The organism is Paenibacillus sp. VMFN-D1 (genome assembly GCF_003386155.1).
GTDB lineage: Bacteria > Bacillota > Bacilli > Paenibacillales > Paenibacillaceae > Paenibacillus_AQ > Paenibacillus_AQ favisporus.
The window spans coordinates 13934-37651 of record NZ_QRDU01000008.1 but is presented as its reverse complement, the minus strand read 5'-3'; the positions used below and the strand labels follow the sequence as shown (position 1 = coordinate 37651).

Sequence of the window (23718 nt, the reverse complement as noted above, 5' to 3'; positions counted from 1 at the left end):
GTCTCCAGCTTCTCCCTCAGCTGTCCCTACCAGTCGCGCCGCAGCGTAAACAGGTCCTTCAGCGCTTCGGTCGACAGCTCGGTAATCCAGCTTTCCGTGCTGGAAATGACATTATCGCTGAGCTGCTGCTTGCTCTCCAGCATCTCGTCGATCCGCTCCTCCAGCGTGCCGAGCGAAATGAACTTGTGCACCTGCACGTCCTTGGTCTGGCCCATCCGGTAGGCCCGGTCCGTTGCCTGGTTCTCCACCGCCGGGTTCCACCAGCGGTCGAAGTGGAAGACGTGGTTGGCCGCAGTCAGGTTCAGACCGACGCCCCCCGCCTTGATCGACAGGATGAACACACCCGGCTGCTCCGCTGCCGGCAGCGACTGTGACTGGAACTGTTCGATCATCCGGTCCCGCGCGGTTTTGGACGTGCTGCCGTTCAGATACAGCACCGGCTCCTGCAGCTCCTGCCCCAGCACCCGCTTAAGCATCTCGCCCATGCCGATATACTGCGTAAAAATCAGGCAGCGGTCGCCCTCTTCCCGCAGCTCCTTGACCATGGCCAGCAACCGTTCCAGCTTGGCCGAGCGGCTGATAAGCCGTTCTGTGTCGAGCTGACCTCCTGAGGATTCAGCAGCTGTCCGTGCAGCAGCCTCATGCTCTGGCGCCTTTGCATCGGCTGAAGTTTCCGCAGCCAAGCCAACGGCATCAACTGTGCCAGCCGAAGCCCGTCGATCACTTATAGCCGCTTCGCTGCCCTCAGTCTCATGCTTTCCGGCAGTCTCCAGATTACCCGAAACTCCTGGAGCGTTTGAATCACTCAGCAGGACACTTGAGTCAGCCGCACCGTCCGTGCCTGCCGCTGCGCCCGCCGTGCCAGATCCCGCGGCAATATCCGCGGGATCCACAAAGTTGTCGACCGATTCCCCGGTCAGGAGCACCGGATGGTCGCAGACCTGCTTGAGCTGTGTCAGGGCCGACAGAATAGCCCCCTTCCGCTGAATGCCCTCCAGCTTCTGCACCCGGTTCATCAGGTCGTTGACCGTCTGATCGTAGAGGGCGCTCTGCTCGGCGGTCAGGTGGATATAGGTTTTCATTTCGTTTTTTTCCGGCAGCTCCAGCTGGATGTGCGGATCCTTCTTCTTCCGCCGCAGCATAAACGGCTTCACCAGCTTTTGCAGCTGCGCCGTCCGCTGCTCGTCCTGATCCCGCTCGATTGGCTGAATAAAGCGGACCTGGAAGCTGCGCAGGCTGCCCAAATATCCCGGGTTCATAAAATCGTACAGCGACCACAGCTCGGAAAGCCGGTTTTCGATCGGCGTTCCGGTCAGCGCGATCCGATGCCGGGCCGGGAAGCTGCGCACGGCGGCCGACTGCTTCGTCTGGGCGTTCTTGATGTTCTGCGCCTCGTCCAGGCACAGCGATTCCCAGGCGAACTCCTTCAGCAGGTCCTGGTCCAGCGTCGCGGTCGCGTACGAGGTCAGGACTACATCGGCCTCGCGTAGTTCTTCGCGGAGCGCCGCCTCGCCCGACCGACGGCTACCGTAATGCAGCAGCACCTTCAGCGAAGGCGCAAAGCGGCTGATCTCCTTCTGCCAGTTGCCCAGCACCGAGGTCGGGCAGATCAGCAGCGAAGGCAGGCGCCGTTCTCCGGATGCCTCCGCCGTCTCCTTCAGGTGCAGCAAATACGTGATAAACTGGATGGTTTTCCCCAGGCCCATATCGTCGGCAAGGCAGGCGCCCAGCCCAAACCGGCGCAGAAACGCAAGCCAGGAGAACCCGTCGTACTGGTAAGAACGCAGCTCGGCCTGCAGCCCGGATGGAACGTCCAGCTTCGGCCAGGCCGACTTCTGGCTGAGCTGGTTCATCAGCGTCAGAAGATGCTCGTTCAGCTCCACTTCGAGCTCGATCCGAGCCGCTTCATCCGGATCTTCGTCCGCCTCTTCTTCCTCGCCGTCCTCCCGCTTCCGGGCTCCGGCATCCTCGTCCTTCCGCTGGAGATGCAGATGCAGAACGTCCTGAAGGGACAAGCCCTGCGAGCTGTCGACTCCTTCCATCATCTGGCCGATCTGCTTGATCAGGCTGGGGTCGAGCGTAATCCATTCGCCGCGGAAGCGAACCAGCCGCTCGTTGCGGGCGACCAGCTCCTTGAATTCGTCCTCCGTAATCTGGAGGTCGCCGATCGACACCCGCCAGTCAAACTGAATGATCGAGTCCAGGCCGAACAGCGAGCTGCCCTGCCCTTTGGCGGCGGCCTCCTCGCCCTCGCCGGCCTTGACCTTGGCCCGCAGCTTCGGCTTCCGCCGGCTGGCGGCTTCCCACCACGCGGGCAGGAGTACCTGCCAGCCCGCATCGAGCAGACGGCGGCTGTCCGCCGTCAAAAACTGCCACGCCGCCGCGTCGGACAGCGGCTGGCCCAGCACGTCGCTGCGCTCCGCAGCCCGCACGCTCGCCGGCAGGCTGGCGCGCAGATGCTCCGCCCACCCGGCGGAGCGCTCGCGGATGTGGGCCGTCCAGACGTCCGGCCACACGCCGGAAGCCTGTCCGTCCGCATCCAGACGGACAGGCACCAGCACCGACGGGTCCAGCTTGTCCTGCAGCACAAGCTGAAGGCGCCAGACGGGCTCGGCTTCGTCCGGCTCCAGCAGCTGCAGCACGGGCCGGAACGGCGCCGCGTCCGCTTTCCAGCCGATCGAGATGAGCCATGCCTGCTCGGTCAAGCCGGCGACGGCCCCCTCTCTCGCGAAGAGCATCGGGTACTCGCGGCGCAGGTCGGAAGCCGTCGCTTCCGTTCCATAGCATTCGCTGAATACCAGCGAAGAGAACGCGGCGCGCAGCCCCTCGGCGAACTCCGGCCCCAGGTCCCTGATCTCTTCCCGCGCTTCGGCATCCAGGCGGGATTCATCCCAGTTCCACTGAAGCTTGCCGGACTGAAACGCGGGCAGGCTTGGGTTGTACCGTTTTTCACGAACGCAGGTCATCAGCGCAGGAGCGAGCCGGATCAACGTCTCGGTCCCTTCGTCTCCCGCCCACTGGATGTGGGCAAGCAGGTCCAGCTGAGCGAAGAACGCGATGACGTACTCGGCCGGCAGAATGACCAGCTCGATGTCCTGCACCTGCTGAACGTCCAGCTGCGTACCGTACAAAGTCTCTTCATGCCAGGCGAACAGCCTATGCTTCAGGTCGATGCCGGGAACGGTTCGGCGCGTTGGCGTCGAGCCGTAGATGAGCGCGTCGCCGTACCCGCTGAGCCGGGTGTGGATCGTGATGGTGTCGGTGTATGGAATCATGGGATCAACTTTCCTTTCCGAAGCTCTTCCTGAAGCGCGCGCAGCCGGCTGTGGCGGCTGGAAAACACGATGATGAATTCTTCCCAGCGCTCCTCCCGCTTCAATTTTTTGTACAGCTTGGCCAGACGCTTGAGCAGCTTGACCGCGGCTTTGTAGCCGGAGCGGTTCTTCAGGAGGACATGCCGCTCCACGCCTTGATGGTAGAAGGGCAGCAGCAGCTCAGGCGCCTGCTTCTCGATCGGCGCAAGCACGCTGACCCGAAACTCCAGCGGGTCCTTGCCGGAGCTGAGCTGCACGTCCATCCACAAGCGCCATTTTTCGTGAGCCAGCAGGTTATCTTCATAAACTTCCTTGGAATATGGCAGCATCCCGGCAAGGGTATGCCACATCGACTCCTCCGCTTCGGGCACATGCCGGACAAAGGTGTTCCAATAGGCGGCATATTCGTGCAGAGGCTCTTTCCGGTGATTGCTGAACAGAGGAGCCAGCCGCACCAGCCATTCCTGCAGGCGGGCCCAATCCTCCGAAGCGGACAGCTCATCCAGAAAGGAGGTCAGGAATCCGTGCGGGATGATGGAAGCCTTGTCCGCTGCCTGCAGCCAGGACCAGGCCTGCCGGTCTTCCCCCATGAGGAACGCAATACGGGCCTGGGCGAGCATCCAGGGCAACCGGGAGAGCGTATCGCCCAGCTCCTCTTCGGCGCTTTGCAGTTTCCGCATCTCTTCCTCATGCATCCGGGTGTCTGTGACGTTCGGATGGATCCATTTCAGCCAGAACCGGTCATAAACATCGAACAGATAACCTTGCTGCCCCGTTTCCGTCAGCATCTGCCGGCGCAGGTAGTTCAGCGTCTTGGTCACGCGCGGCCACTGATCCGGCTCGGCGGCCAAATCGATCCCTTCGCCCAGCAGCTGCAGCATGCCTCCCCGCAGTTCATCCGCGGCCACCTGCACGTGGTACCCCAAAAATGCCGGAGACCGTCCGCCCGGCACAATGGGCTTGATCAGCTTGATCAGCATATACAGCCTGGCATGGAGCTGATACAGCTGTTCCAAGGCCGGAGTCAGGTCCGGCTTGACGGCGTTGATCGCATGTATGGCGTTTCGGGCATAGTGCGAGTTTTGGCTCGTAAATTCCAGCGGAGTGATGCACAGCTTGAAGAAGGCGTGCCATTCGGAGAGGCTCATCTCCGCCAAATGGGCCGCCTTCTCCCTTAAAGCATCCGCCGCACTTCCCCGCTGCACAGGCCCGAGGTCTTCTTCAGCTTCCGTCTCCGGCAGATGGTGCTGGAGCCTGACGGTCGTATGCGCATTGACAATTGCATGCACGGACCGGCCCTGCCGGCTGACATACTCCAGGAGGGCGGCGATGGAATGCTTGCATCGTTCCCCGACCGGGCAGCTGCAGCGGCTGTCCTGAACCGACTCGGGATTCAGGTGGACACGGTAAGCCTCCCCGCCCTTCACCACGGCCTCAATTTCGCCATCCCCGCCGATCGACAGCTCCGCCACCCGGCCCTGTTTATAATATTGAAATCCGCGTTTGATCGTCAGGTCGTTATAATACTCCGCAACACTGCGGATCAGCTCTTGCCACTGTATATCGTTTATAGTTTGGTTCACACTCATGATTGTTCATCGTCTCCTGAGAGAGCGTTAGGAAAAAGCGTGAGGAACCCCCACGCTTTCCCTACAGCAGTTCGTTTCTTTTTTTCAAATACCGGTACAGCACGAAGCTGACCGCCGAGCAGATCAGGGCGCATAAGCCGATAAACGAATATCCGGCCTGCAGTCCCCGGACCAGGCCTTCAGGGGTGCCGGAACCAAAGATATGCTTTACGCCGCTCGTGATGGCGCCGATCAGATAATTGCCGATTACGCTGCCGACCCCCATCAGGGTGACGGTGAAGGTGATGGCCGTATCGCTTCCTTTCACGTAACGCTTGGCGATGACCGCCATAACCGTCGGATAAATCGGAGCAATGCCGATGCCTGCGGCCGCAAACAGGAACGCGCCCCCTTCCCCGCTGACAATGGCAGCGAACGTGCACAGCCCCGAGAAGCCGGAGAGGATCATCAGCGACAGAATAAAGCCGATCCGGTCCGTTACCGGGCCCAGGAAAAGGCGTGCCAGCGAGAAACACAGAAAAAAGATCGAGAGCATGCCCGAAGCTGCGGTCTGGTCCCAGTGATAGCTCTTCTCCAGAAAATTCACCAGCCAGCTGCCCACGGCCATTTCCGAAATGACCCCGAAGGTCAGCAGCAGCACGATCATCCACAAGGCCCGGTCCTTGGTCAGCATCCACAGCGAGATCCGGTCCTCCTGGACGGTATCGTCGCCCGGAAACCGGCCGAGCAGCGCCGGGATCATCGGAATCACCGCCAGCGCAAGCATCACCATATACATCTCACGCCAGCCGAGCGTCACGCCCAAGATCGAAACGGACATTAAACCTGAGGCGATCATCGGCGCCACGATCGAGCTGAGCCCGTAGAAAAAGTGCGACAAGTTCATCATCGTCCCGGTATTGCGCACGAAAATCCGCGCTCCCAGAATCGCCAGGCCGATTTCCAGCATGCCGTTGCCGATGTACATGAAAAAATAGGACGCCGAAAATAGCGGGTATGTTCGCGACAATAAGATGAAGACGCCCGAGAGAACCATCGACCCGAACGAGATCATGCTGACCCATTTGATCCCGATCTTGCGGGTAATATACCCTGTGAAGGAACAAGCCAGCAGATACCCGAGCGAATTGAGCGAGAGCAGGGTTCCAAGCTGCTGCTCGTCGAGTCCGAAATCCGCCTGGATGCGGGGAATCGCCGGACCCTTGATATTTTCCGAAAACCCAAAAATGATGAACCCGATAAAAACGGTCGCCAGCTGCAGCATATAGTTGCGGCCGGCCGGCTTGGCCGTTTTCACGTCGTTCAATTCCGCCTGTGTCTGCAATGATAAATCTCCTTAATCATAAAGTGGATGAACGTTTTATAACATTAAACCCATTTGGGGTAGGCATTCTCCAAATTCGCTCTGGACACCAGCCCCTTCTGCAGCATCGGGTGCGGCACGATCCGGTTATACGTTCTGATTTTGTCGTTAACCGCTTCGAGTTCGGCCCGAAGCTCGTGATCCGAGCGGGGATTGTCAGCCAAACGCTTCAAATCCGCAGCGATTTCCTTCCGCAGCTCGGCCCAGGGAGGCTGATAATTGTTTTTCTTCAAAATGCTGCTGAACACGTCTTCGTCGTCGATCTTATGTGGCTTGCCTTTGCCCGGCAAATCGTCAAACCCGCCACGCTTCGCAAAATCGTCAATAGCCGATTCCACCAGCCCGTAACGTGTGGACATGTTCTGGTAGCGGTCTTCCGCTTCGGCCTTTTCGTCCTGATCTTTCGCTTCTTTGTTCTGATCTTCCCGTTCCACCCCAGTCACCTCTCCTTATGCCAGGATCGCCGATCCGTTATTTGGTGCCTATCGCGTATCGTATAACCCCATTGTAGCATACCCCGGTCTTCCCTCAGCATGTCGTATTTCGAAAAGGCTGTAAATTACCGCCAGAGCTTTATAAATTCTTGATAATTGCCTCTTACCCTAACATTAACAACTAACAAGAGAGGAAGTTATTCATGAAAATAACATCTGTTCGCTCCGCGGCGGCATTCAGTGTAACTGTGCTGCTGCTTACCCTGCTGGCCAATCTGTCCGGAAGCATGAATCTCGTCGCCATCAGCCAGCTTGCTCCAATGATCACCGTGCTGCTGATGCTGATCTTTGTATCCGGAAGAAAAGATTCTCTCCGTTCATCGGGGCTCGGCACGTTTGGCGGTCTCCACTGGTATTTTGCCGCCATCTTGTCCATCGTCCCGATTGGAATCGGGTTTCTTGCCGCGTGGGCTTTCGGGATCGTTCAACTTCCGTCAGCCGAATTCCTGAGCCAAGGCACCGCCCGCTTCACCGTTTCCGAATATGCCTGGTATATCACCAAAAGCTCCTGGGTTCCTCAGATGCTGATCAGCATGCTGATCTTTTCCTTCGGAGAGGAAATCGGTTGGCGCGGCTATCTGCAGCCCAAGCTGACCGAGACTTGCGGTATTCAAAAGTCCATTCTGATCACCGCCGCCGTGTGGGCCTGCTTCCACTATCCTTTTTATCTGAACCAATACAATACGGACGGGAATGTGTGGATCAACCTGGTTCTGTTTACTGTCATGATCTTTCCGTTATCCGTATTTATGGGCTGGGTCCGCTGGCGCAGCCGCAGCATCTGGCCGGTCGTTGTCATTCATATGGTCATCAATTTGTCGCGGAGCTGGCTGGAGCAGCTGTTCTTCGATAAAGCTTCGGGCTGGTCTTACGTGGCCGGGGAGAGCGGGATCATTACCATTGCGGTATGGGCGGCCTGCGCGGCTGTAATCTGGATCAAGCTTGGAAAAAGCACCCGGGCTAAAAAAGCACCCGGTGAGCTGTCCGAGGTTAACGCGGGGTAATGCGGGACCCATTTTACTGAAGTTTTTGTTGCGCTATAAAGGAATTTGAATCTCCGAAGTTAATACTTTCTTATACCTAAAAAACAACCGTCCTTTTTCGGACGGTTGTTTTCAGTATTAAACTGGCTTTTCATCTTAAAAATTAAGCCTTTACCTCCCGGCGCTTGCCCACCTTCGCCCGGTACATGCGCCAGCCCGTCAGGGCGGCGGCCACCAGGCAGATGCAGGCTGACGTGCTGAACACGGCGTGCATGCCGCTTAAGAAAATATCGGGATGACCCGGCACCAGCCCGGTCACCCGCCGGCCGGCGCGGAGGCTCATGACGTGGAACAAAATCGTCGTTGCGACAGTGATGCCGACGACCATGCCCACGTTCCGCACCAAAGAGTTGACGCTCCCGGCTGAGCCGAGCTGCGTGCGCGGCACTTGGGACATGACGAGCGAGTTGTTCGGCGACTGGAACAGGCCGCTGCCGATGCCGAGCATGGCGATCCACAGCCCGACGAGCACGAGACGGCTTCCTTCATGCAGCCAGGCCAAGCCGAATTGGGCGATCACCATCACGACCAAGCCGGCAAAGGTGAGAAGCTCCGAGCCGATTTTGTCCGACAAAGCGCCGCTCACCGGCGCCACGATGACCATGCAGATCGGGAAGAGCATCAGCAGGAAGCCGGCGGCAAACGGCGATAAATTCAGCATGTTCTGGGCGTAAAACGGCGCGATGATGTTGAAGCAGAAATTGGCCGTAAAGACGAGAAAGCCGCACAGAATGCTGATGGAGAAGAGCGGATTTTTAAATAGCGACAAATCCAGCAGCGCGTCCTTGCGAACCGCTTCGGTGCGAAGGAAGATGACCAGCGCCACCAGCGCGACGGCAAGAGCGAGCAGAATCCAGACATTACCGTATCCGGCCTGCTGGCCGAGCAGCAGTCCTGCGAACAAAGTGATGATAAATACCGCGAACAGCGAGCTCCCCGGCACGTCGATCTTGGCCTTGACCCGGATCAAATCCGCCGGCAGCACCTTCCACCCCATGATGATCGCGATCAAACCGATCGGTACGTTAACCCAGAAAATGTACTCCCATCCGAGCGATGAAATGATGATGCCGCCTAAGGATGGCCCGGCAATGCTCCCGAGAGAAACGAACGTGCCGATCAGCCCCAGCGCCCTCCCCCGCTCCTTCGCCGGAAAAATATCGGTCAGAATCCCTTGGCTGTTCGCCATGGTCATCGACGCTCCAAGAGCTTGAATGACCCGGGAAACGATCAGGAACGGCAGCGTTGTGCTGAACCCGCACAGCAGCGACCCGATAATGAAGATGATCGTGCCGATTTTAAAAATACGGATCTTGCCTGCGATATCCCCCAATTTTCCGAAGAAAAGAATGACCGCGCAGATCGCCATCAGGTACCCCGTCGTCACCCATTCGATCTGGGCGATCGGCAATCCCATCTGTTTGGACAGCACCGGCAGGGCGATGTTGACGATGCTTCCATCCAGTGTGGACATAAATGTAAATAAATTCAGAACAATGAGGATGATCCAGCGCTTCTTCTGGATATTCGCATCCTCTTGATACGTCCGCTGTATTGAACTCATGTGGTACCTCCTGCTCCTGTTCATCATTATTAGTTGCACGCGCAACTAATTGGCAGTAACAGTGTACCTTATATTAGTTGCGCTTGCAACCATTTTGAGATAAAATATTTGCTGAACTTGAGTTTATCGTTCCCGTTGTCCCTCCACTTCATGATGAAAGAAGGTGCCGATGTAATGCCAGACAAAGAACCGATTGGCAAGCTGATCTCTTACATCCATCGCCAGAACCAGAAAAGGCTCGCCAAGGAACTGGCTCCTTACGGCATCGGCGGCGGCGGACAGCACAGCTTCCTGAAGGCCATCCTGCATCAACCGGGAATTACGCAGGAACAGCTGACCCAGCAGTTGAAATTCGACAAGGCCACCACGGCCCGTTCCATTAAACAGCTGGAGGCGTCAGGTTATATCGAGCGCAAGCCGGACCCGGATGACCGGCGTTCCCAGCTGCTGTTTCCCACCTCCAAAGCCAAGGAAGTACAGCCTCAGCTGCATGCGATCCTGGATGAATCCAACCGGACTCTAGCCCGGTATCTGACCCCGGAGGAGCATGATCAGCTGATCTCGCTGCTGCACAAAGTCAGCTTGGCCCAAAAAGATGAATAAAGTAAAGGAGCCCCACGGGAATCGTGGAGCTCCTTTTTGATGATTAAGGAAAGTATCCGCTTCGGAGAATTGGCTTCCTTATATCGCAAGCAATGCCTCCGCTAAATGCGGTTCAATCCGATATTACGAATGCTGTGATTGAGCCAGGTGCAGCCGGCTGTATATGCCGCCGGCGGCAATCAGCTCCTGGTGCATGCCCTCCTCGGCAATACCCTGTTCATTCACGACCATAATCCGGTCTGCGTTGCGGATCGTCGTCAGCCGGTGAGCGATGACCAGCGTCGTGCGCCCCTGCGACAGCTCGGTCAGCGCCTGCTGAATGGCGGCTTCCGTCTCGGTGTCGAGCGCGGATGTTGCCTCGTCCAGGATCAGGATCGGCGGGTTCTTCAGGAACATCCGGGCGATCGATAAGCGCTGCTTTTGTCCGCCCGACAGCTTCACGCCCCGCTCGCCGATGACCGTATCCATGCCCTCCGGCATGGAGCGGATCACTTCGGCCAGCGATGCGCGCTCCGCCGCCTTCCAAATTTCCTCATCGGTGGCATTCAAATTGCCGTATGCGATATTTTCCTTCACTGTCCCGGAGAACAGGAACACGTCCTGCTGCACGATGCCGATGTGCCGCCGCAGCGAATCCAGCTTGATGTCCCGGATATCGATGCCGTCGATCGTAATCCGTCCCCCATCCAGCTCATAGAAGCGCGGCAGCAGGCTGCAGATCGTCGTTTTCCCCGCTCCGGAAGGACCGACAAACGCGACGGTCTCCCCCGCCCGTATCGACAGATCGATGTTGTTCAGGATCGGTTTGGCCGGATCATAACCGAAGGTGACACCTTCGTAGCGGATATTGCCTACAACCCGATCCAATTCCACTGCATTCGGAGCGTCCGCAATATCCGGCTCGGTATCCATGATTTCCAAATACCGCCGAAAGCCCGCGATGCCTTTCGGGTAGCTTTCGATGACCGCATTGATCTTTTCGATCGGACGGAAAAAGACGTTGGACAGCAGCAGGAACGCCATGAACTCGCCCAGCTCGATCCGTCCGCTGAGGAAAAACCAGGCGCCGCACAGCATTACGAACACGGTGACGAGCCGCATCATCATGTAGGTGACCGACATGCTTTTCGCCATCGTCTTATAAGCCATCAGCTTGGTCTGGCGGAAGTTCTGGTTGTCGACGTCAAACAGCTTCTTCTCATGCTCCTCATTGGCAAAGGACTGCACGACGCGGATTCCGCCGACGTTGTCCTCGATCCGGGCGTTGAAATTCCCCACGTTCCCGAACAGCCGCCGGTACGTCGTGGTCATTCGGCCCCCGAAGTGAATGATCACCCAGGCCATGACCGGAATAATAATAAAGGTCAGCAGCGCCAGCTCCATGTTAATGGAAGCCATCAGCGCAAAGGAGCCGATCAGCGTCATGACCGCAATAAAGACATCCTCCGGCCCGTGGTGGGCCACCTCGCCGACGTCGTTCAGATCATTGGTGATCCGCCCGACCAAATGCCCGGTTTTATGATTGTCGAAGAAACGGAACGAGAGCTTCTGGATATGGTCGAACAGCTTTTTACGCATATCCGTTTCAATGTTGATGCCCAGCATATGACCCCAGTAGGTCACGATATACTGCAGTACCATATTGAGCCCGTAAATGGCCAGCAGCGCCAGACAGGCGACGACGATGATCGCCCAGTCCTTGCTGGGCAGCAGGTTATCGATAAAATGGCTGACGGCCAGCGGAAAGGCCAGCTCCAGCAGCCCGGCGAACACCGCGCACACGAAATCAAGGATAAACAGCCCCTTGTACGGCTTGTAGTACGCGAAAAACCTTCGAATCATGGATGTATCACACTTCCTTGTTGATATTTTACGGCTTGTGGGCCAGGATATTGATCAGTTTCCCAAAAGGATCCCGTACATAGAAACGGCGCACGCCCCACGGCTCATCCGCCGGACCGTATTCGATCTGAAAGCCCGCCTGCTTCATACGGTTCAGAGCTTCGTCGACGTCATCCACTTCGATGGACAGGTCCGGCACCGGGGTGCCCGAGCCCCCTTCCGATGCGACGCTGACCTGAACATCCATACGGGCATCGGTCCCATAGGTGGCGATCCATCCGTGGTCCATCCACTTCTCCAAACCGAGCACGTCCTCGTAAAAAGTACGGGCAGCCGCCAGATCCTCCGTATGAATGTTCGTGACAATCCGTTTTACTTTCATCTCCATTCCCCCTGTTCCTTTTACTTCCAAGTAACTATTCGACACTGGTCGGGAACCCCCTCCCTGTATGCCGAATTTCCTCTGCTCTGACCCACATCCGCAAGAATTCTGTATCATGGTTCGTTTAAATCTGACACCTTATATCGTGATTTATGTAAATACTGACACAATTTTACCTTCCGCTAATGCTCGGATAACATGATGCCAACACTTCTCCCTCATCATAAAGAGGACAACATGCATTTTTCTAAGACCAGAGGGGGAGAACAACGACCATGATGAAAAAAACGATTTTGCTGGGCACGGCCCTGCTGCTTTCGGCTGCGCCGCTGTCGGCAGCCACGGCCAGCGCAGCTGCACCTGCGGGCAAAGCGCCCGCGTCCGGCATTCAAGCCAAGGCCAAGCAGGGCAGCTTTACCGGGGCTGCCGTGGAACGGGCCAAAGACGGTACGCTGACGCTGCACTGGCAGACCACCGCCAATCTGGGACCGGTTAAAGTTTACTGGAGCCAGAGTCCGGATAGCGGCTGGAAGGAGCTTGCCCGTACCTACGCCTCGTTTGGCGGCCTGCGAACGAAGGATCCGAATCCGGGCAGCCGGGTTTACTTTAAAGTGAAGGCGGCGAGCGGTGCCGCCATCACAACCGCCGAGCGTCTGCTGCCGCTCCAAGGCGCCACCAACTTCCGCGATCTCGGCGGCTACAAAACGGCGGACGGCAAAACGGTCAAGTGGGGCAAGCTGTTCCGCTCGGACGAGCTCGCCGGCCTCACGGCAAGCGATATCGCCTATTTGCAAAAGAGCGGCCTGAAGACGATCGTGGACTATCGCACGGACGATGAAGTGAAGTCCAAGCCCGATCCGGCGATTCCCGGCGCTGCCTATGTCCGCAACCCGGTCTTCGGCCAATCCGGCAGCGGCACTGACATCATGAGCTTCATGGCGAGCGGCGAGTTCGACAAAATGGGCAAGCCCGGCGACGTGCTGACCGCCGCCAACCGCGACATGGTTGACTCCCCTTCGGCTTACGTGAAATTGTTCGACATGATGCTGGATCCGGCATCCGCAGCGCTCGTACAGCACTGCACCGCAGGTAAAGACCGCACCGGCCTCGGATCGGCATTGATGCTGCTAGCACTCGGCGTTCCGAAAGAAACCGTAGTCCAGGATTTCATGCTCAGCAACAAGTACCGGGAAGCGTACAACAAGGCGGCTGTGGACGCCATGGTGAAGCAGTTTAATCTGACGGACGAGAATGCGATTGAAGTCATCAAAGCGTTAATGGACGTCCGCCCGGAATATATCAACGCTGCTTTCGACGAAATGACGAAGAAATACGGCTCGATTCAGGGTTTCCTGGAAAAAGGCTTGGGGCTAAGCAAAGACGAGCAGGCAAAGCTGAAGCGGATGTATCTCGAATAGTCGCCTATCCCGGTTCTCCGGATGCGAACATAAAGACGACCTGTGTGGATGAAGCCATACAGGTCGTTCTTTTTTTAGAGATAAGAATGTGTAAACTTCCCCTATCATCCCCGACATATTTTGTCCAATGGTGGCGTATGGTGCTGAACCTTCGTCGATTCGTTGAGACGGACAAACCGGAATCACGTATAATGGAGATAATTGGAATCAAGATGGAGGTTGAACGATGGGTTTGTTTTCTTTTATTAAAGGCCAATTTATCGAGGTTATTGAATGGACGGACAACACCAATGAAATCGTGCACCAGTTTCCGGTCTACGACAAAGCGATCAAAATGGGCGCGAGGCTGACGGTGCGGGAATCGCAGGCCGCGATTTTTCTGAACGAGGGCCAGATCGCCGATGTATTCGGCCCAGGCACGTATACCTTAAGCACGCAGAACATGCCGGTTCTGACGGCGTTAAAATCATGGAAATATGCATTCAATTCGCCGTTTAAGGCAGATGTGTATTTTGTAAACACACGTAACTTCACGGATCAGAAATGGGGAACGACCAACCCCATTATGATGCGGGATCCTGAATTCGGAGCTATCCGGATGCGGGGATTCGGCAGCTACGCGTTCCGCGTGCAGGACCCGGCCTTGTTTCTTAAGGAAATCTTCGGGACCCAGTCCTCATTCGGTTCGGATCAAATCGGCGGTTATCTCAAGTCGGTGATCGTGTCCGGTGTGAGCGACCTGATTGGCGAGGCCAAAATTCCGATCATGGATATTGCGGTGCAGTACGACGAGCTGAGCTCCGCCCTCCGGACCAAGCTGGAGCCGATTTTCAATGGCATGGGTCTGTCCCTGTCCGGATTTTTTATCGAAAACATCTCCTTGCCGGAAGAAGTCGAAAAAATGATCGACCGGAAGTCATCCATGAGCATTGCCGGCAATCTCGATCAGTACATGAAGTTTCAGGCCGCCGAATCGCTTCGCGATGCAGCCAACAATCCCGACAGCGGGCTTGCTGGCGCCGGGGCAAGCCTCGGGGCGGGCATGGCCATGGGGCAAATGTTCAATCAAGCGATGAAGCCTTCGGCGGATGCTGTGGAGCCCCAGCCTGCCGCTCCTGCCCATCCGGCGTCCCCCGTTGATACCGAGCCCTGCGCCCAATGCGGACACGGGCTCAAACCCTCCGAGAAATTTTGCCCGGAATGCGGTACGCCGCGGCCGGAGAAAAAATTTTGCACGGAGTGTGGGGGCAGCTTGAGCAGCACGATGAAGTTCTGTCCGAGCTGCGGCAATAAAGTGTAGAGGAGAGCGCTTATGTCCGTCGAAGCACCGATCCGCTTCCCCTGCTCGGGCTGCGGGGCGCAAATGATTTTTGATACCGAAACCCAGCAGATGAAATGCACGTATTGCGGAAGCCTGGCTCCCATTAAACAGCCCCGTTATCCGTCCGAGCCCACCGAATATGAGCTCGATTTTGCGGATGAACAAGATCAGGCCTTGAAAGACTGGGGGACCGAGCAGCAGGCGGTCCAATGCGAGAACTGCGGGGCCCAGATGCTCCTGCCTGCCGCGCAGACGGCGGCTCTATGCGCATTTTGCGGTTCCCCCAAGGTCCTGCCCCAAGGGGATCCGGACAGCATACGGCCCGAATCCATCATCCCCTTTCACATCTCGAAGGATGAGGCGAACGCCCTGTTCCTGAAGTGGAAGAAGAAAAAATGGTTCGTGCCGGGCGCCTTCAAAAAGCAGCAGACCCGCTCGAATGTTTCCGGCATTTATGTCCCCTTCTGGACCTTTGATGCCCAAACCGATTCCGACTATTCGGCAGAGGTGGGTACCTATCATTACCGCACTGAGACGCGTACCCGAACGGTTGACGGGAAAACAGAGACGTACGAGGAGCAGGTTCGGTACACCGTGTGGCACTGGACATCCGGCTCCTACGATCGATTTTTCAACGATGTGCTTGTTCCTGCTTCCAAACAGCACGACACCCGCCTGATGGAGCAGTTTGACGATTTCAGCCTGGAGGACCTCCGACCCTACAAGCCTGAATATTTAAGCGGTTTTGTGGCCGAAAGGTATACCGTGCCCCTGCGTGAGGGTTGGAGCGACGCGGTATCCCGGATGGACGACAGCCTGGAAGATTCGATACGCCGGCAAATCGGCGGGGACGAACTGCGCAACCTCAGCATCGATACCCAATACTCCGAGCGGACCTACAAGCATATCCTGCTGCCGCTTTGGAATGCCTCTTACACGTACAAGGAGAAGGTTTATCGCTATATGGTCAACGGAGAGACGGGCAGCATCAGCGGCAAGGTCCCGCGCAGCGGATGGAAAATTACGTTTTTCACCCTTTTCTGCGTGCTTGTGGCCGCCGCCATTATTTTGTATTTTTATCAATCCTAAATGTGCGTGTTGGTCGGATTCATAACATGCGCCACTCATAAATATAGAATAAAAAAAGAGTTCAGCCTGGTTGCTGAGCTCTTTTTTTAGTTTCTCCGCGGCTTACGTCACATGTTCGAGCTTGCCTGGTTCTCGGTTGATCCCTGGATGTACCGCTCTCCCCACTGGCACATCACATCGATGACCGGCCGAAGGGATTGGCCCAGCTCGCTCAATTCGTAAACGACTTTCGGCGGGACCTGGTTGTATACCGTCCGGATGATGACCCCATCCTCCTCCAACTCTCTAAGCTGCTGAGTCAGCATTTTTTGCGTGATGCCCGGGGTCAACTTTTTCAGCTCGCTCGTTCGTTTCGCTCCATAAGTTAAATGGCATAAAATGAGCGTTTTCCATTTCCCCCCGATGACTTCCAGGGTCGCTTCTATCGGTATATTAAAAGCTTGCGGCATACTCGTTTTCATGGCACTTTTTCCCCCGATCAAAATAGGTACTTTTTGGTTCCTATATTACCTTTTGGTGAAAATGACACAAAAAAGTGCGTACTTCTGTTCCTCGATTATATGATACATAATCTCCTTGTGCCAATAAGGAAATCGGCAGACCCGATCGAGCCGGTTCCGAAAATGGATGATTATTCATAATGAGGAGGACATATCGAATGAAGGCAAACGGTCAAACGTCTCAAAGTTCCGGCAAGCTTTCCTGGGGCTTATTGTTCGTTTTGTGCGGCGCAATTTTTCTGGAAGGGATCGACGTGTCGATGATGGGCGTGGCTCTGCCCTCGATCCGTGCTGAACTGGGCATGTCGACCGGTTCGCTGCAATGGGTAGTCAGCGCCTATGTACTCGGGTATGGCGGCTTCATGCTGCTGGGAGGCCGGGCAGCCGACCTGTTCGGGCGCCGAAAAATGTTTCTGCTATGGCTCACGGTTTTCTTTGCTTTCTCCGGGTTAGGCGGATTATCGACCGAAGGCTGGATGCTGATCACCGCCCGGTTTATTACAGGCATTAGTGCAGCGTTCATGACTCCGGCCGGCTTATCTATCATCACGACAAGCTTTGCGGAGGGGACTGCACGTAACAAGGCCTTACTCGTTTATGCCGGGACAGCGGCCGCCGGGTTTTCACTCGGTCTTGTGGTCGGCGGCATCTTAAGTGAGATTAACTGGCGTTGGGTTTTCTTTGGTCCGGTTCTATTGGCATTCGTGATTCTTCTAGCCGCGATTCGCCTCATACCGGCCTCTGGTCGGCCGGAGGTCTCCTCCAAAGGCTTCGATCTGGCCGGAGCAGTCAGCGTCACGGCGGCCATGCTGCTTCTGGTTTACGGTGTCGTGGAATCCTCCAACCTGGGCTGGAGCTGGACCGCCGGAATCCTGGCCTGCAGTGCCCTGCTTTTTGGTCTCTTCGCAACGATCGAACGACGCTCGGCTTCCCCCTTGGTACGCCTTGGCATATTTTCTGCCAGCTCACTCGTGCGGGCGAACCTGGGTGCCATGTTGTTTGCCGGCTCTTTTTTCGGGTTCCAATTCGTGACAGTGCTCTACCTCCAAGAACTGCGCGGCTGGTCATCTCTTGAAACGGGTCTTGCCCTGCTCGCCGTCGGTGTCGATTCCATACTCGCACCTACCCTGACCCCCAAGCTGGTAAACCGTTTCGGCAATATTCCGGTGATTTTCGGCGGGTTCTGCCTCGCTGCATTAGCCTACGCCCTTTTTCTTCCCATCGGTTTGGACTGGACCTATGCAGCGATGTTCCCGACGATGATCCTGACGGGCCTCGCCTTTTCGCTGACTTACGGACCTTTAACCATCGCCGCCACGGACGGAATAGCGGAAGAAGAGCAGGGGCTCGCCAGCGGTTTATTGAATACCTCCTTCCAGTTTGGCGCCGCACTCGGTTTGGCGGTCGTGACCGCTGTGCAGATTGGCGCTACAGGTTTGGACAAATCCCCGCAAGCCCTGCTCGACGGCTACCGCACAGCAATGATGGTTCCGATTGCCGCTTCCTTTCTCGGGATTGGCATCACCGCCCTCGGCCTTCGTAAACGCTCTCCGGTAGTGAACAATTAAATATTAAGAAGCTCTGTCCGGTGGATAAAGCTAATAAAAGAAACCAAGGGCAGATTCCAGCTCTTGGTTTCTATTTTACAGATAACACACATCCATCTTTTTAATCTTCGACCTTTATCAGTTCTGCTTTGAAAATATGATATTTGCTCAGTACAATTTTCCTTCCGTCGGGATCTTCCACGGCAACCAGATGTGCTGCGATACCAGAGAGGTTCCATTCCAGCGAACCTTCAATTCGAATGTTTTCAAGCAGTTCACCGTTTGATAACGTAATATGGTAGAAATGAACCCTTTTATCATCCTTCTTATTCAAAATGCAAGCCCCCTCCTCTTGTAATCCCAATGATCAGCGTGTTATGTATTTCTTCGTTTACAGAAAATATCCTTTATCATGATCCTTTGCAATTATGGATCCCTAGGATTTTGCAAGCTCATCTACTGGTTTATTTAACGCATTCAGGAGTGGCATCAGTTATTTAGGAGCCTAAGCACGTTTGATTTTCCTTGGTACTAAATCCGCTACATAGTCAAAGTAAAAGTTCCGTCTCCCTCTTTTAAATAAGATGAATATAGTATGGATCAATATTACGGCCCACATCATGATGAGAAATGCAAATATAAATATAGTGATCCATGTGTGATAGGGATTAAGAGTTATATCTAACTCAACATCAGAAAATACATTTAGGGCCCATGATAGTACCAAAGGTAAATATAGCGCAAAGGACCTTTTCAGCATGGACTGCCACGGGGGGGCTTCTCCATCAACGTGAATTAGTTTAAAACGCAGTATATTGGTTCCAATTGTTTTTCCCTCCCAAATGCATGGAACTACAAAGAACAGAATAAAAAAGCAAGTTGTTGTATAAACAAATTGTGCGAATCCACTTGTTGTAAAAAGTCCAACGGTAAGGTTCCAACTAATCTTTATCAATAGATAGTCTATAAATACAGCAAGCAATTGTAACAGAGGAGGTACAAGTGGATTTTCTTGCATTTTTTCTCCCTTGGCAATAAGGCTCTTTCGAGATGGAAATAGAGCAAGCAGGACAGGAGCAATGACGAATCCAAACAAAGCACCCGTACTATTTAATATAAGATCATCCACATCAAAGATACGATATGGGCAATTATAGATCCCATAAATACCTGTTAATTGTGTTGTCTCATAAAAAAGTGATAACGCAAACCCCAAACCAAGTGCTCTCTTCCAAAATCTTTTTTGTTGAAAAAAATACCTTAGATAAACGCCTAGTGGCAGCAACAATAGCAAATTGAATACCGCCTGCAAAAATGCACTTTGCGTCAGTAATCTAACATAGGTGGATGGCTGTGACCAAACAACTGAACCACTATTAATCATATCCCTAACGAAATTAAACGGGACAAGCGTATAATGCACCGTATCAGGTGATTGAAGAGCACAAGTATTACGAGTTGCTGGAAGAGGCAGCAGAACTAAAAATAAAGCCGTTAACATATAAAAAGCAAAGGAATAAGCCACTATTGAAGCCCAAAGACTCAAATAACCATATTTTCTATAACTATAAACTAACCAAGGGATAATAAGAAAAAAGCTAAAAACACTAAATAAAATAAATGCGATTTTTATTGGAATTAAATATACAGACATATTGGTACCTCTTTATTAAGAAGATTTACTTCTTCAGCAATATAGATGTTTTCCAATTGATTCTTTTCATATACCCCTGTAATAAATTCCAACGAAAACTTGTTCATTATACATATTAGTTCACAATTCACGGATACCCTTCCAAAATACAGACCACATCATATTTAATCTACGTTCATATTCTTGATAAGGAGAGCTCATCATATGGAAAAGCATACCGTCTAATATGGTTGTAAAAGAAGTAACGATTGTCTCCTCGTCGATAAGCTCATTCTCTTTGTTGTTTCTTAAGATGGAGAAAACAAGATCTCGAATCCCTTCTTCTACCTTCTTATTCTGGGCTGTGATAAGTTCTTTAAAATTATCCGGAGGGTAAATCCCATACCTTTTGAGGAAGGAACCCTTTTCGTTCATATAATAGTATTTATTTAATTCAACTAAAACATGATATAATTTTTTTTCTAACGGATAATTTTCTATAACATAAAATTGTTGTTCGATAAACTCTAAATAATCTTCAATAACAAAATTTACAATTTGTTCAAATAGATCTTGCTTACTTTCAAAATAAGCATAAATCGAAGGGGTTTTAATGTTTACATTTTCAGCTATATCTTTAAGTGCTGTTTCTTCGTAACCATTCGAGGAAAACAGCTTTAAACCTTGTTCCAGTATCGTTCTTTTCGTTTTTTCACCCTTTTTCAAAACGTTTTTCACCTCATTTGGTTAGCATACATCAGGATATCTCAGGATATCAATTTCAAGCCTACTATGCAAAAAATAATTCCTGCAACTAAAATAAGTTTCTTCGCATTCTTCGGTTCTTTAAATAAAAACATCCCAAGTAAAACACTTCCTGACGCGCCTATCCCAGTCCATATACCATAACCGATACTAATAGGTATTTCGATTAATGAGACGGAAAGAAAGAAAAAACTTAAACACAGACATAAGATAAAAAAGATGGTTGGCTTTAATTTTGTAAATCCTTCCGTTAGCTTCAGATTAATAATACCTCCAACTTCAAACAATCCAGCTAATATTAAGGATAACCAATACATATTACACATTCCCCCCCGAACTTTTCTCTTCCTTTGGTTCATCCGAAATTAACTTTAGTCCAATAATACAGCTAATTAATAGAATGACTAACACAATCTTGGTTGGACTTACGGGGTCCCCTAAAATCGTCATGCCCACTAAAGCCGTACCAAAAGCACCCAGACCAGTGAATACTGCATAAGCCGTCGAAACGGGAAGTACTTTTAATGTTTTAGCGAAAAACCACCAACTAAGGGCTAATAATATAACTGTCGGAATAACAATTTCTATTCTAGTAAACCCTTCTGAATAGCCTAGACCAAGTGCCCAACCTACTTCAAGAATTCCACCAATAATTAAGTATAGCCATGCCATGATAACCTCTCCTTTTCAAAAAGTTTAATCTAACTAATGATCGTTAGATTTTTTCTTTAAAAAATTTTGTCGCTCTGTCGTTAAATATTACGACCATTGAACAGCCATTCCAAATAATCTAACTAACGTACATTAGATTTTATGAAAGTTAAGCTGATTTTGCAAGAGTAAAATATGATTTTCAATCCAAAAAGCAAATCCTACATACCTTAAGCATGATTCGTTCTGTGCTAGGCTCCCTTTCTACAAGCAAAGAAAAAGACCGGCAGCTACACTGCCGAGTCTTCAGTCATCATCTTCCCTGCTCTGGGCCAGAGACTCTATTATTATTCTTCGCCGAAAAATTTCGCGATCGGGTTAGCGATCTTTTTATCTGTTGCGACCTGGCCTGTTTTGTTCAAAACGTAATACTGATAAAAGTCGGTGCTAAAGTTGAGTGCTTTCAGCATTTGCTCCGCAAACGGCTCGACCGCGTTGTCGCTCAGGGCGTCACCGTTCCAGAAAAAATGCAGCAGCAGTCGATTTTGATTATAGGGATGTTTGACGACATAAGCGCCTGAAGAAGCTGTTTGGTTCATCCGGCTTTTCCAGTCGAAGCCGATGGCCTTCGATTTCTGCATGATGCCGGGTTTAAGCGCCTGGATGAGTCCGTTTGTTTTGGCACTGCCGATGGCGATGATATTGCTGGTTCCGAGCTCCTTTTCCAGCTTTTTCTTGAGTGTTTGCCGATCGGAAATGACCTCGTATGGAATTCCCATGATCCCAAGCGTCCCTTCAAGCTGTGTCAAGATCGTCTGCTGCTGCTTTTTCGCTTTGCTGCCAGCCTGATCACTCATCAGGATCGTCAGCGGTTCGCCCTGCAGTGCCTTATCCATGATGCGGCTCATCGTTTCCGCCGGAAGATTCGGAATTTGGGACAAGGAAGAACGGTAAGAGGTTTTAAACTGTTCACGCCAATAAGCGGCTTCTTCCGCCTCAGACAACCGGTATTCGGGCTTTAGAGCAAACTGCGGATCATGCAGCGCTTTGTCCATTTCCTTTCGCGCTTCTTCTCCTAGCGTATCCTGGATGGTGTGCAGCAACCCGCTGATCGTCGCGTTTTTGTGCGCGTACCGTTTGAAATATTCCTTCATGAACGCATCGAATTTGTCCTCGCCCACCATGCGGTACAGCTGGTAAATGGCCTGACGTCCTTTTTTATAAAAGACCGGGTTGGCCTCGCCCCCCGCTTCCGTATTGTTTGAGGCGATCGGCTTGTCTAAATAAGACCAATCATCGATTTGGATCGATTTGAACCCGTTCAGCTCATCGCCTTGTTTTTCGGCAAAATACACCATCGAAAAATCGGCAAACCCTTCGTCCAAAAACGACTCCTTCTCCGAATCGTTGCCAATCAAGGCATGGAACCATTGATGGGCAATCTCGTGCACGAATGTGGTATCATGCGCCGGATCGCTATTCGGCCGGATTTGCCCCATTTGGATGACCCGGGCAAACTCGACAGCCACACCCTCTACGTACGACTCCGCGATCCGGAACTCAGGGTAAGGATATTTCCCGTACTTTTCACTGAAAAATTGAATAGCCTTAAAAGCCGTGTCGATATATTCATCAACGAGTTTTTTCTTGTCTGGCATATTGTCGAAATAATAATATTCAATGGTCAGGCCGTCACGCGTTACGCTCTCAACCTTATAATTCGGACTGGCAAAAAAGACATGCTCCCGGGTGTTATCGGCAACGGCGGTAACGACTTTCCGGCCGGGCTCTTTTGGGTCCGCCTGCGTAGTGATCGTCCCTGGCATCAGAACTTGATAGTCTTCCGGCACGTTAATACGAACTTCGAAATCCGATGAATCGTAATAGTCGGTTTCAAAGGTCTTGCTGTACGGCTTGTTGTCCCACTCATGCTTGTTCTCGTCGTAGACCGACATGACCGGGAACCAATGTGCGCCATTGATGATGTCTTTATAGTAGGACAGGCGCTGCATGCCGAAAGGAATTTTCACCTCAAAGCCGATTTCAACCGTCATCGCTTCCCCAGGCTTCAGCTCCTGCTTCAATTCAACGGTCAAAGCCTGATTGCTGTTTGAAAAAACCAAAGATTGTCCATCAGCCGCCGCGCTGCGAATGTAGATACCGCCAAGAAAATCTTCCGGCTTCTTCTGTGGATTTTCCTTTTGGATCTCTTCGTTGTTTTGCTCAAACATCGAAGTTTGGGTCGCTTTGGATCGGTTGGCGTCAGCAAACGTATGGAAGACGATCTTTCGCAGCGTATCTTTGGATGTGTTCCGGTAGGTAACAGTCTCGCTCCCTTGGATACGCATATTTTTTTCGTCGAGCCTAGCATCAATTCCGTACGCGACTCGGGCTTGGTCATGCGTCTGCGCAGCCACTACGGAATCCGCGGACGCCGCTGCCGGCGCGGCCAGAACATGACCGGCGCTTGCCAGCGGGCAAGCTGCAAGCGTAAATGCGAGCGAAAAAGCCAATGTTTTTTGGGATACAGTGTTAAAAGCAGTTTTTTTCATCGTTTTCTCTCCCTTGATCCAAAAATAAAATTGATGTTTATTTGTGAA

The 23718-nt window shown here is 52.9% G+C and carries 20 protein-coding genes; 6 read left to right on the top strand and 14 right to left on the bottom strand.

Annotation, left to right across the window (positions count from 1 at the left end; all coding sequences use genetic code 11):
* Positions 1-26 precede the first annotated feature (26 nt).
* The 4 genes from C7820_RS31395 to C7820_RS31380 form a co-directional block, all read right to left on the bottom strand.
* Positions 27-3275 (bottom strand): DEAD/DEAH box helicase, encoded by a 3249-nt coding sequence (locus tag C7820_RS31395; RefSeq protein WP_258875623.1) that lies wholly within the window; start codon positions 3273-3275, stop codon positions 27-29.
* Positions 3272-4903: an SWIM zinc finger family protein gene (locus C7820_RS31390; protein ID WP_116234378.1), complete on the bottom strand. Its 1632-nt coding sequence runs from the start codon at positions 4901-4903 to the stop codon at positions 3272-3274. The genes C7820_RS31395 and C7820_RS31390 overlap by 4 nt, the downstream gene beginning before the upstream one ends.
* 61 nt (positions 4904-4964) lie before the next feature.
* Positions 4965-6167, bottom strand: a complete 1203-nt coding sequence (locus tag C7820_RS31385; protein WP_116234439.1) for an MFS transporter — start codon at positions 6165-6167, stop codon at positions 4965-4967.
* Positions 6168-6271: 104 nt separating this feature from the next.
* Positions 6272-6700: a DnaJ family domain-containing protein gene (locus C7820_RS31380; RefSeq protein WP_244879526.1), complete on the bottom strand. Its 429-nt coding sequence runs from the start codon at positions 6698-6700 to the stop codon at positions 6272-6274.
* A gap of 203 nt (positions 6701-6903) precedes the next feature.
* Here C7820_RS31380 and C7820_RS31375 point away from each other — a divergent pair, with 203 nt between their 5' ends.
* Positions 6904-7764, top strand: coding sequence for a CPBP family intramembrane glutamic endopeptidase (locus tag C7820_RS31375; protein ID WP_116234377.1), 861 nt, complete (start codon positions 6904-6906; stop codon positions 7762-7764).
* Positions 7765-7906: 142 nt separating this feature from the next.
* On the opposite strand, the gene C7820_RS31370 is transcribed toward C7820_RS31375, so the two are convergent.
* Positions 7907-9367 carry an MFS transporter gene (locus C7820_RS31370; protein WP_116234376.1) on the bottom strand — a complete coding sequence of 487 codons (1461 nt, stop codon included), beginning with the start codon at positions 9365-9367 and terminating at the stop codon, positions 7907-7909.
* A gap of 174 nt (positions 9368-9541) precedes the next feature.
* Here C7820_RS31370 and C7820_RS31365 point away from each other — a divergent pair, with 174 nt between their 5' ends.
* Positions 9542-9970, top strand: a complete 429-nt coding sequence (locus tag C7820_RS31365) for a MarR family winged helix-turn-helix transcriptional regulator (RefSeq protein ID WP_089549820.1) — start codon at positions 9542-9544, stop codon at positions 9968-9970.
* Positions 9971-10093: 123 nt separating this feature from the next.
* On the opposite strand, the gene C7820_RS31360 is transcribed toward C7820_RS31365, so the two are convergent.
* Positions 10094-11812, bottom strand: coding sequence for an ABC transporter ATP-binding protein (locus C7820_RS31360; RefSeq protein ID WP_089549819.1), 1719 nt, complete (start codon positions 11810-11812; stop codon positions 10094-10096).
* 28 nt (positions 11813-11840) lie between these two features.
* Entirely contained in the window at positions 11841-12194 is a 354-nt protein-coding gene (locus tag C7820_RS31355) for a VOC family protein (RefSeq protein ID WP_089549818.1), read from the bottom strand.
* A gap of 275 nt (positions 12195-12469) precedes the next feature.
* Here C7820_RS31355 and C7820_RS31350 point away from each other — a divergent pair, with 275 nt between their 5' ends.
* From C7820_RS31350 to C7820_RS31340, 3 genes are all read left to right on the top strand, one after another.
* Positions 12470-13612 carry a tyrosine-protein phosphatase gene (locus C7820_RS31350; protein ID WP_258875620.1) on the top strand — a complete coding sequence of 381 codons (1143 nt, stop codon included), beginning with the start codon at positions 12470-12472 and terminating at the stop codon, positions 13610-13612.
* A gap of 226 nt (positions 13613-13838) precedes the next feature.
* Complete coding sequence (locus C7820_RS31345) at positions 13839-14912, top strand: SPFH domain-containing protein (protein WP_076176211.1); 1074 nt, start codon at positions 13839-13841, stop codon at positions 14910-14912.
* 12 nt (positions 14913-14924) lie between these two features.
* Positions 14925-16022: a TFIIB-type zinc ribbon-containing protein gene (locus C7820_RS31340; protein ID WP_116234375.1), complete on the top strand. Its 1098-nt coding sequence runs from the start codon at positions 14925-14927 to the stop codon at positions 16020-16022.
* Positions 16023-16129: 107 nt separating this feature from the next.
* On the opposite strand, the gene C7820_RS31335 is transcribed toward C7820_RS31340, so the two are convergent.
* On the bottom strand, positions 16130-16483 hold the full coding sequence (locus C7820_RS31335) for a winged helix-turn-helix transcriptional regulator (RefSeq protein WP_076176215.1): 354 nt from the start codon (positions 16481-16483) through the stop codon (positions 16130-16132).
* Between the two features lie 197 nt (positions 16484-16680).
* Here C7820_RS31335 and C7820_RS31330 point away from each other — a divergent pair, with 197 nt between their 5' ends.
* Positions 16681-18090 carry an MFS transporter gene (locus C7820_RS31330; protein WP_116234374.1) on the top strand — a complete coding sequence of 470 codons (1410 nt, stop codon included), beginning with the start codon at positions 16681-16683 and terminating at the stop codon, positions 18088-18090.
* A 100-nt stretch (positions 18091-18190) separates the two neighbouring features.
* Here C7820_RS31330 and C7820_RS31325 read toward each other — a convergent pair whose 3' ends face one another.
* From C7820_RS31325 to C7820_RS31300, 6 genes are all read right to left on the bottom strand, one after another.
* Positions 18191-18403: a hypothetical protein gene (locus tag C7820_RS31325; RefSeq protein ID WP_116234373.1), complete on the bottom strand. Its 213-nt coding sequence runs from the start codon at positions 18401-18403 to the stop codon at positions 18191-18193.
* Positions 18404-18574: 171 nt separating this feature from the next.
* Positions 18575-19723: a VanZ family protein gene (locus tag C7820_RS31320; protein WP_181909258.1), complete on the bottom strand. Its 1149-nt coding sequence runs from the start codon at positions 19721-19723 to the stop codon at positions 18575-18577.
* A gap of 120 nt (positions 19724-19843) precedes the next feature.
* Positions 19844-20428 carry a TetR/AcrR family transcriptional regulator gene (locus tag C7820_RS31315; RefSeq protein WP_181909257.1) on the bottom strand — a complete coding sequence of 195 codons (585 nt, stop codon included), beginning with the start codon at positions 20426-20428 and terminating at the stop codon, positions 19844-19846.
* Between the two features lie 41 nt (positions 20429-20469).
* Entirely contained in the window at positions 20470-20784 is a 315-nt protein-coding gene (locus C7820_RS31310) for a DMT family transporter (RefSeq protein ID WP_116234371.1), read from the bottom strand.
* Position 20785: 1 nt separating this feature from the next.
* Positions 20786-21139, bottom strand: a complete 354-nt coding sequence (locus tag C7820_RS31305; protein ID WP_116234370.1) for a DMT family transporter — start codon at positions 21137-21139, stop codon at positions 20786-20788.
* Between the two features lie 326 nt (positions 21140-21465).
* Positions 21466-23670, bottom strand: coding sequence for a M1 family metallopeptidase (locus tag C7820_RS31300; RefSeq protein ID WP_116234369.1), 2205 nt, complete (start codon positions 23668-23670; stop codon positions 21466-21468).
* Positions 23671-23718: the final 48 nt, after the last annotated feature.

Coding starts and splice junctions, on each gene's coding strand:
- C7820_RS31395 (WP_258875623.1), bottom strand. CDS start 3,275: ATGATTCCATACACCGACACCATCACGATCCACACCCGGCTCAGCGGG.
- C7820_RS31390 (WP_116234378.1), bottom strand. CDS start 4,903: ATGAGTGTGAACCAAACTATAAACGATATACAGTGGCAAGAGCTGATC.
- C7820_RS31385 (WP_116234439.1), bottom strand. CDS start 6,167: ATGCTGCAGCTGGCGACCGTTTTTATCGGGTTCATCATTTTTGGGTTT.
- C7820_RS31375 (WP_116234377.1), top strand. CDS start 6,904: ATGAAAATAACATCTGTTCGCTCCGCGGCGGCATTCAGTGTAACTGTG.
- C7820_RS31370 (WP_116234376.1), bottom strand. CDS start 9,367: ATGAGTTCAATACAGCGGACGTATCAAGAGGATGCGAATATCCAGAAG.
- C7820_RS31365 (WP_089549820.1), top strand. CDS start 9,542: ATGCCAGACAAAGAACCGATTGGCAAGCTGATCTCTTACATCCATCGC.
- C7820_RS31360 (WP_089549819.1), bottom strand. CDS start 11,812: ATGATTCGAAGGTTTTTCGCGTACTACAAGCCGTACAAGGGGCTGTTT.
- C7820_RS31355 (WP_089549818.1), bottom strand. CDS start 12,194: ATGAAAGTAAAACGGATTGTCACGAACATTCATACGGAGGATCTGGCG.
- C7820_RS31350 (WP_258875620.1), top strand. CDS start 12,470: ATGATGAAAAAAACGATTTTGCTGGGCACGGCCCTGCTGCTTTCGGCT.
- C7820_RS31345 (WP_076176211.1), top strand. CDS start 13,839: ATGGGTTTGTTTTCTTTTATTAAAGGCCAATTTATCGAGGTTATTGAA.
- C7820_RS31340 (WP_116234375.1), top strand. CDS start 14,925: ATGTCCGTCGAAGCACCGATCCGCTTCCCCTGCTCGGGCTGCGGGGCG.
- C7820_RS31335 (WP_076176215.1), bottom strand. CDS start 16,483: ATGAAAACGAGTATGCCGCAAGCTTTTAATATACCGATAGAAGCGACC.
- C7820_RS31330 (WP_116234374.1), top strand. CDS start 16,681: ATGAAGGCAAACGGTCAAACGTCTCAAAGTTCCGGCAAGCTTTCCTGG.
- C7820_RS31320 (WP_181909258.1), bottom strand. CDS start 19,723: ATGTCTGTATATTTAATTCCAATAAAAATCGCATTTATTTTATTTAGT.
- C7820_RS31310 (WP_116234371.1), bottom strand. CDS start 20,784: ATGTATTGGTTATCCTTAATATTAGCTGGATTGTTTGAAGTTGGAGGT.
- C7820_RS31305 (WP_116234370.1), bottom strand. CDS start 21,139: ATGGCATGGCTATACTTAATTATTGGTGGAATTCTTGAAGTAGGTTGG.
- C7820_RS31300 (WP_116234369.1), bottom strand. CDS start 23,670: ATGAAAAAAACTGCTTTTAACACTGTATCCCAAAAAACATTGGCTTTT.